At 42.6% G+C, this 4,994-nt stretch carries 9 protein-coding genes; 7 read left to right on the top strand and 2 right to left on the bottom strand.

Going from position 1 to position 4,994, the window contains the following annotated elements; genetic code table 11:
* Nucleotides 1–212 precede the first annotated feature (212 nt).
* Nucleotides 213–458: a hypothetical protein gene (locus tag ACE1AT_RS12640; protein WP_374868765.1), complete on the bottom strand. Its 246-nt coding sequence runs from the start codon at nucleotides 456–458 to the stop codon at nucleotides 213–215.
* A 250-nt stretch (nucleotides 459–708) separates the two neighbouring features.
* Here ACE1AT_RS12640 and ACE1AT_RS12635 point away from each other — a divergent pair, with 250 nt between their 5' ends.
* Entirely contained in the window at nucleotides 709–999 is a 291-nt protein-coding gene (locus ACE1AT_RS12635; RefSeq protein WP_374868763.1) for a hypothetical protein, read from the top strand.
* Nucleotides 1,000–1,114: 115 nt separating this feature from the next.
* On the opposite strand, the gene ACE1AT_RS12630 is transcribed toward ACE1AT_RS12635, so the two are convergent.
* Nucleotides 1,115–1,531, bottom strand: coding sequence for a hypothetical protein (locus ACE1AT_RS12630; RefSeq protein WP_374868761.1), 417 nt, complete (start codon nucleotides 1,529–1,531; stop codon nucleotides 1,115–1,117).
* A 178-nt stretch (nucleotides 1,532–1,709) separates the two neighbouring features.
* Here ACE1AT_RS12630 and ACE1AT_RS12625 point away from each other — a divergent pair, with 178 nt between their 5' ends.
* The 6 genes from ACE1AT_RS12625 to ACE1AT_RS12600 all read left to right on the top strand — a co-directional run bounded on the left by ACE1AT_RS12625 (nucleotide 1,710) and on the right by ACE1AT_RS12600 (nucleotide 4,881).
* On the top strand, nucleotides 1,710–1,931 hold the full coding sequence (locus ACE1AT_RS12625) for a hypothetical protein (protein WP_374868759.1): 222 nt from the start codon (nucleotides 1,710–1,712) through the stop codon (nucleotides 1,929–1,931).
* A 6-nt stretch (nucleotides 1,932–1,937) separates the two neighbouring features.
* The gene (locus ACE1AT_RS12620; RefSeq protein WP_374868757.1) at nucleotides 1,938–2,318 is read left to right on the top strand and encodes a hypothetical protein; all 381 of its coding nucleotides are present in this window, start codon (nucleotides 1,938–1,940) and stop codon (nucleotides 2,316–2,318) included.
* Nucleotides 2,318–2,506, top strand: coding sequence for a hypothetical protein (locus ACE1AT_RS12615; protein ID WP_374868755.1), 189 nt, complete (start codon nucleotides 2,318–2,320; stop codon nucleotides 2,504–2,506). Before ACE1AT_RS12620 ends, ACE1AT_RS12615 begins: the two co-directional genes overlap by 1 nt.
* A 58-nt stretch (nucleotides 2,507–2,564) precedes the next feature.
* On the top strand, nucleotides 2,565–3,863 hold the full coding sequence (locus tag ACE1AT_RS12610) for a hypothetical protein (RefSeq protein WP_374868753.1): 1,299 nt from the start codon (nucleotides 2,565–2,567) through the stop codon (nucleotides 3,861–3,863).
* Nucleotides 3,860–4,168: a hypothetical protein gene (locus ACE1AT_RS12605; protein ID WP_374868751.1), complete on the top strand. Its 309-nt coding sequence runs from the start codon at nucleotides 3,860–3,862 to the stop codon at nucleotides 4,166–4,168. Before ACE1AT_RS12610 ends, ACE1AT_RS12605 begins: the two co-directional genes overlap by 4 nt.
* Nucleotides 4,169–4,272: 104 nt before the next feature.
* Nucleotides 4,273–4,881: a hypothetical protein gene (locus ACE1AT_RS12600; RefSeq protein WP_374868749.1), complete on the top strand. Its 609-nt coding sequence runs from the start codon at nucleotides 4,273–4,275 to the stop codon at nucleotides 4,879–4,881.
* Nucleotides 4,882–4,994 lie beyond the last annotated feature (113 nt).

Below are 4,994 nucleotides of genomic sequence, written 5' to 3'. Positions count from 1 at the left end.
TATTGTTAAAAAAACCGTAACCCGACCACGGAAAAAACCATCGGTTGCTGTTTAATACCTAAGATTATTCATACTTTTGCTAAGTCTCTGATTAACTCAGCCCTGCTGGGTCTTTTTGCATGGCTTAGTCTAAACTCCAGTTGACAACTTAATAAGTAAAACGGGCTTACGCCCGTCATATTGTGCTGCAAAAAAGTACGGATTCCCATCCGTCATCGAATCAAGCTAGGCAGCAAAATAGCCAAAAATCCGCCAACCACCCACATCAGAATTAGAGAACCAATGACCCCAAAAGCAACCTTGAGCGACAGTTCTCGGTTAGCCTTAGCGACATCTCGTCGCAGCAGCGCCAGTTCTTCTCTAATCGCCCTAAGTTCATCAACAGCTTGGTTGCCCGTCTTGGGTTCTGGTACGGGTGGAACACTTTGCTTGAGCGACTTATTTTGCGGAGTTTTCATGTTGGTTCTCAAAGACTACCAACTTATGAAACCCAAAAACCGCAGAGCGATCGCACAGCAAGCTCCGAACATTACTCGCTAGCTCCGAACATTATAAAGCCCAAAAATCGCAGAGCGACATGCCATCCGGCACACTACCTACCGAAGCCGCTCCGCGTCTACGTGAACGCCTACTCCTTAACGGTTTTTGGAACAGAGCAAATATTTGAAGATGGTGTACTAACTTGGATTTGCGTATTTGAGGAGAAAAATGCTAAGTCAAAAAAGTAAGGAAGTTTGGAAGGATGCTATAGCCTTTGTTCATTACGAAGGAGAAACTAGATTACAGCACTTGTCTATAGATGTAAAAAAACATCATCCTCCTGAGTATTACTTAGGGCAATCTTTTACTGAAGAAGATAAAACCTACACTGCAACCAAAATTATCACTTTATTGCCAGAGGATAACCCGCTACTATTTGAACAAATTGCTAAAGAAGCTGAAGGAATTATCCCCAAGGAAATCTGGAAGATTTGTTTTGAATCAAAATCTATTCTTTAGCGTTGCAGGATCAACTAACCACAAGTGTGATCGCTGCATCCTCCCCGCCTTTAGGCTTTGCCCTCTGACGGGGAGGATTCAAGAGAGCAAAAATAATAACCGTCACAAACGACGGTTATTTGCTCAAATCACTCCTCAATTCTTGTAGGCGAGAAAGCTGTTCTTTAAGCTTTTGATTCCTTGACTTTAGTCGAGCGATCGCTTTTTCACGCGCTTCTATTTCTGCTTCATGCGCCTCTATCTCTATTTCATTATCAGCTAGCTGCTCTTTATAGTCAGCAACTAGCTGATTAATAGCTCCCCCATTATCTGAGCTTCCGTGATATTGGGAACGACGGCGCGTGCCATCTTTTCCACAAGCTCGCTGCGAGTCAGATTCATCTCCGCAGCCTTTGCATCCAGCAAGCTCGTGGCAGTCTCCGTCAAAGTCATGTTCACCTGATTCTTTTTCGTTTCGTAGGATAACCTGCGTCCGCGGGTTTCTACCTTGGGTTCTGAAGACTCTGGTTGTTTCCGGGCCATTTTTTTTCATGTATATGAATTAAATGGATTTTACCAATTTTAGATATTTTGTTGAATTGGTATTTATTTTTATGTATATGATAATATCATATAACAGCAAATACATATATATTTAATCAAAGGGCAAAAATCTGTGAAATTAACTCCGCAGCAACGTATTAATTTATACGCATGGCAAGCTTGACATCATGCATAAAAATCTCAGTGCTGGCATTAAAGTTCGCAAAATCAACGGAACAATGCTTCTAAACAGCGTTGGCGAAGTCACCAAGACCTGGACATCACCAGGAGGAATTGAGTGCGTCTGGGTTAAATACCCAGAGTGGTCAGTCCCCATATTGGAATTTGCTCATTGGCTAGAGCCAGTTACTGAAGTTCAAAACACTCCAATTCAACTAACACTGTTTTGAGGACATATGGAACGCAGTCCCCCGTACAAAACCACCAACCTCACCAGAGAGCAAATCAAAGCCCTAGCATCTAACTTCCCTCTCGACATCCTCGCTGAAGTACTGGCGGAAAAACTCGGAGCCAGCCCCAGCCCAACCCCACAAACCAACAGACAGTGGTACAACACCGACCCCGCCTACGAACGCCTGGGACTAAATAGCCCCGAACAGCTGCGGCGGCTCAAAAGAAGAGGATTATTCCGCCCTGGTGTTGACTACCGAATTGTCGGCAGTGAATTTCAATTTCACATCACCAACTGCTTGGCTAGATTAGCCGAGTTACCAGAAAAACGACGCATCTTTAAAAACCAACCACGCTCACGGCGCGGCAAGCCGTCTACCACCTAATGTACAGAGAAGCCCCGACAGACCTTGCATTTGAAAGCATCAAAGACCACCTTCGCATAGGCTCAACAATCACAGAACTATCCACCAACACAGGTATTAGAAGAAACGAAGTGATTGACTATTTAAAAATATTGGCAGGGCAAAAGAAACTTGTAAAACGTGGCGGCAAGCTCTTTCTTGTTGAATAAAAAACGCACATCTCTTGGAAAGAAGTGCGAAATACTTTCAAAATTCTTAACTCTAATTATGACACAAACTCTCGAAAGAAAAACATCATCAATTGCGCTAGATCAAAGAATTTGTAATCCCCTCGATATTACAATACCTCCACACGCAAGTATTGATGAAATCGAAGTACAAAATATCATCAAATCTTTTAAATATAGCGGTGCTATTACTGAAATTGTTGCTACATCAGAAGGGATGCTAGTTGCAGGCATAAATAGCCTAGAAGCCGCTAAAAGACTGGAACAAAAAGCAGTTCTAGTCACAATTCGTGACGACAATAAAAGTCACACAGCAAATACCGAAGCAAATCTAAACAACACAATTAATACAACTATGGAAGCAACTCAAATATTGCCAGATTTTCAACTATCCTTACCAGAAATCAATCAAATATCCCAACAAATAGAGCTTCTTAAACAGCAGATAACCACCCTACAACAAAAACAAGAAAAATTAGCAGAAGTAGGACAAAAAGCTGCGGGTGTAATTAATGCGATCGCGCAGCTTAAGCAAGAAATGTTTGATGCTGGTTTGGGTGAAACCCTGCTCACTTGGCAATCAAAAATTTTGGAAGTAGCAGGGATTAATACAACCACGCCTGAAGAGCCAAAAGAGAGCGCAGAAGAAATAGTTGAGTCGCCATTCAAGGTAGGCGATCGCGTCAAGTACACGAGTGGCGGCATTAAGCGTTGTGGCGTAGTGCATGAAGTGACAGAAAGCGGCTGCCATATTGACGAGGGACACCCTTACAAAAGCCACGTTGCATTTGAGTATTTATCACTCGACGAAGAACCTTGTCAGCCAGAAACACAGCCACGGGGGTCTTCCACGTACCAAAAGCCCGACACCGAAGCCATTCAAAACTTCTTAGACGGCATCCGCTCTAGAGCTAGACTCAACAATACCACTTGGTACGAAATTATCGAGTTGACGCAAAGGCGAAAAGAAAACCTGAGAGAACTGTTTCTGTTAGCCAAAACCAAATTGCAGAAAGAGTTTGTTCAAAAAGTCCCAGAAATAATTGCCAACCACATTCACTCAACCAACGACGATTCTGAGCTTGATTGGATTGGAGACACACTTCATCAACAGGCAGCAGAGTACCTAACCAAACTCAAAGAAGCAAATACCTATGAGGCTGGCGACTTGGTTGAGGGGATAAACGACCAGCCATCAGAACACGGCTACACATTTGAAGTCATCGAACCCCAAGAGGGAGGATGGCTCAAGTGCTTTGAGCCGAACACCAAGCTCATACACACCTTGCACACCAGCGAGGTCAAACTTGTTCAAAAAAAGGAAGAAAAAGCAGCATGAAATATCCTGTTATACCAGAAGAAAACCGGGCTACTGTCCGCAATCCACTAGCCTCACGAAGAGGAAATAAAATCTCAGGCTATCTCTACCAAAGAAGGAGAGGAGAAAAAATGACTTGGGAGTACGGCTGCAACTATGGCCCTACTGGCTCGAAAAAATCTTACTCAGCCTATGTCAGATCTGATTTGGTGGAAGATGTTGAGCGAGCGATCGTCCAAATTAAACCCGCAATTTACATAGTTGAAAATGTATTGGGCAAGCAGCGACATCCGCTTACAAGCTCAGAAAAGGTTGTTGGTAGCTAAAAATCCAGAAGCCATCTGGTGCTAGCAACCAACACACATAAAACAACAAACTTACGCTAGCACCAAATTAAGGATGGCTTCTACTCATCCAAAGAGAGAAGTTAATGAATAAGAGTATAGCAAATTCAAAATTACGCGACGGTCAGTGTGCTTGTTTTTCTGAAGCAGAGATTAGATTGCTTTACAAGCTCAACCATATTGCAACGCCTGGATACCTACTTTTTATTAAAGGGCTGACGCAGCCGGAAGCGAAAGACCTTTGTGTTGATGACGTGACAAAATTCTGCAAAGAATGGGAAATATCAACAGCAGCCTTTTATCGAGCGACTAAGGCATTAAAACGAAGAGGCGATCTTACGATAGTCGCTAAATTTGCAAAACAGACTAGCAACATAGAAACGAGAATCAGAAACAGGTTGCACCAGGAGCTTGGCGGACAAGTAGAGGTAACAACAGCTATCGGCAGAATTGACTTATTAACAACATCAGAAATCATTGAAGTCAAAAATATCGACAACTGGAAAGAAGCGCTAAGGCAAATTCTTGCCTATGGAGCCTTTTTTCCAGAGCATAAAAAGCGGATTCACTTGTTTGGAAAGCAAGATCTGGCGAAAATCGCGCTTATCCAAGCAACCTGCTCTGAGTTTGGGATTGAGATCAGTTTTGAGGAGGTTGGCGATGATAGATCCCACATTCCGCACTTCATTTTGTAGCACATATACTAGTACTAATAGATACAATTTCAATTAAATATAATCACGTAAATTAGTGAGTAATTAATATAGACAGTATGACAAACATTACTAACTGTTTGAAATCCTCATGG

Origin of the sequence: Pelatocladus sp. BLCC-F211, from assembly GCF_041928655.1 — a bacterium.
Classification (GTDB): domain Bacteria; phylum Cyanobacteriota; class Cyanobacteriia; order Cyanobacteriales; family Nostocaceae; genus Pelatocladus.
This window is presented reverse-complemented; position numbering and strand designations above follow the sequence as displayed.

What these genes read in the sequence shown, in the direction of transcription:
- ACE1AT_RS12620 (WP_374868757.1), top strand. Translation starts at nt 1,938, where the DNA reads ATGGAACGCAGTCCCCCGTACAAAACCACCAACCTCACCAGAGAGCAA.
- ACE1AT_RS12625 (WP_374868759.1), top strand. Translation starts at nt 1,710, where the DNA reads ATGCATAAAAATCTCAGTGCTGGCATTAAAGTTCGCAAAATCAACGGA.
- ACE1AT_RS12610 (WP_374868753.1), top strand. Translation starts at nt 2,565, where the DNA reads ATGACACAAACTCTCGAAAGAAAAACATCATCAATTGCGCTAGATCAA.
- ACE1AT_RS12640 (WP_374868765.1), bottom strand. Translation starts at nt 458, where the DNA reads ATGAAAACTCCGCAAAATAAGTCGCTCAAGCAAAGTGTTCCACCCGTA.
- ACE1AT_RS12630 (WP_374868761.1), bottom strand. Translation starts at nt 1,531, where the DNA reads ATGAAAAAAAATGGCCCGGAAACAACCAGAGTCTTCAGAACCCAAGGT.
- ACE1AT_RS12605 (WP_374868751.1), top strand. Translation starts at nt 3,860, where the DNA reads ATGAAATATCCTGTTATACCAGAAGAAAACCGGGCTACTGTCCGCAAT.
- ACE1AT_RS12615 (WP_374868755.1), top strand. Translation starts at nt 2,318, where the DNA reads ATGTACAGAGAAGCCCCGACAGACCTTGCATTTGAAAGCATCAAAGAC.
- ACE1AT_RS12635 (WP_374868763.1), top strand. Translation starts at nt 709, where the DNA reads ATGCTAAGTCAAAAAAGTAAGGAAGTTTGGAAGGATGCTATAGCCTTT.
- ACE1AT_RS12600 (WP_374868749.1), top strand. Translation starts at nt 4,273, where the DNA reads ATGAATAAGAGTATAGCAAATTCAAAATTACGCGACGGTCAGTGTGCT.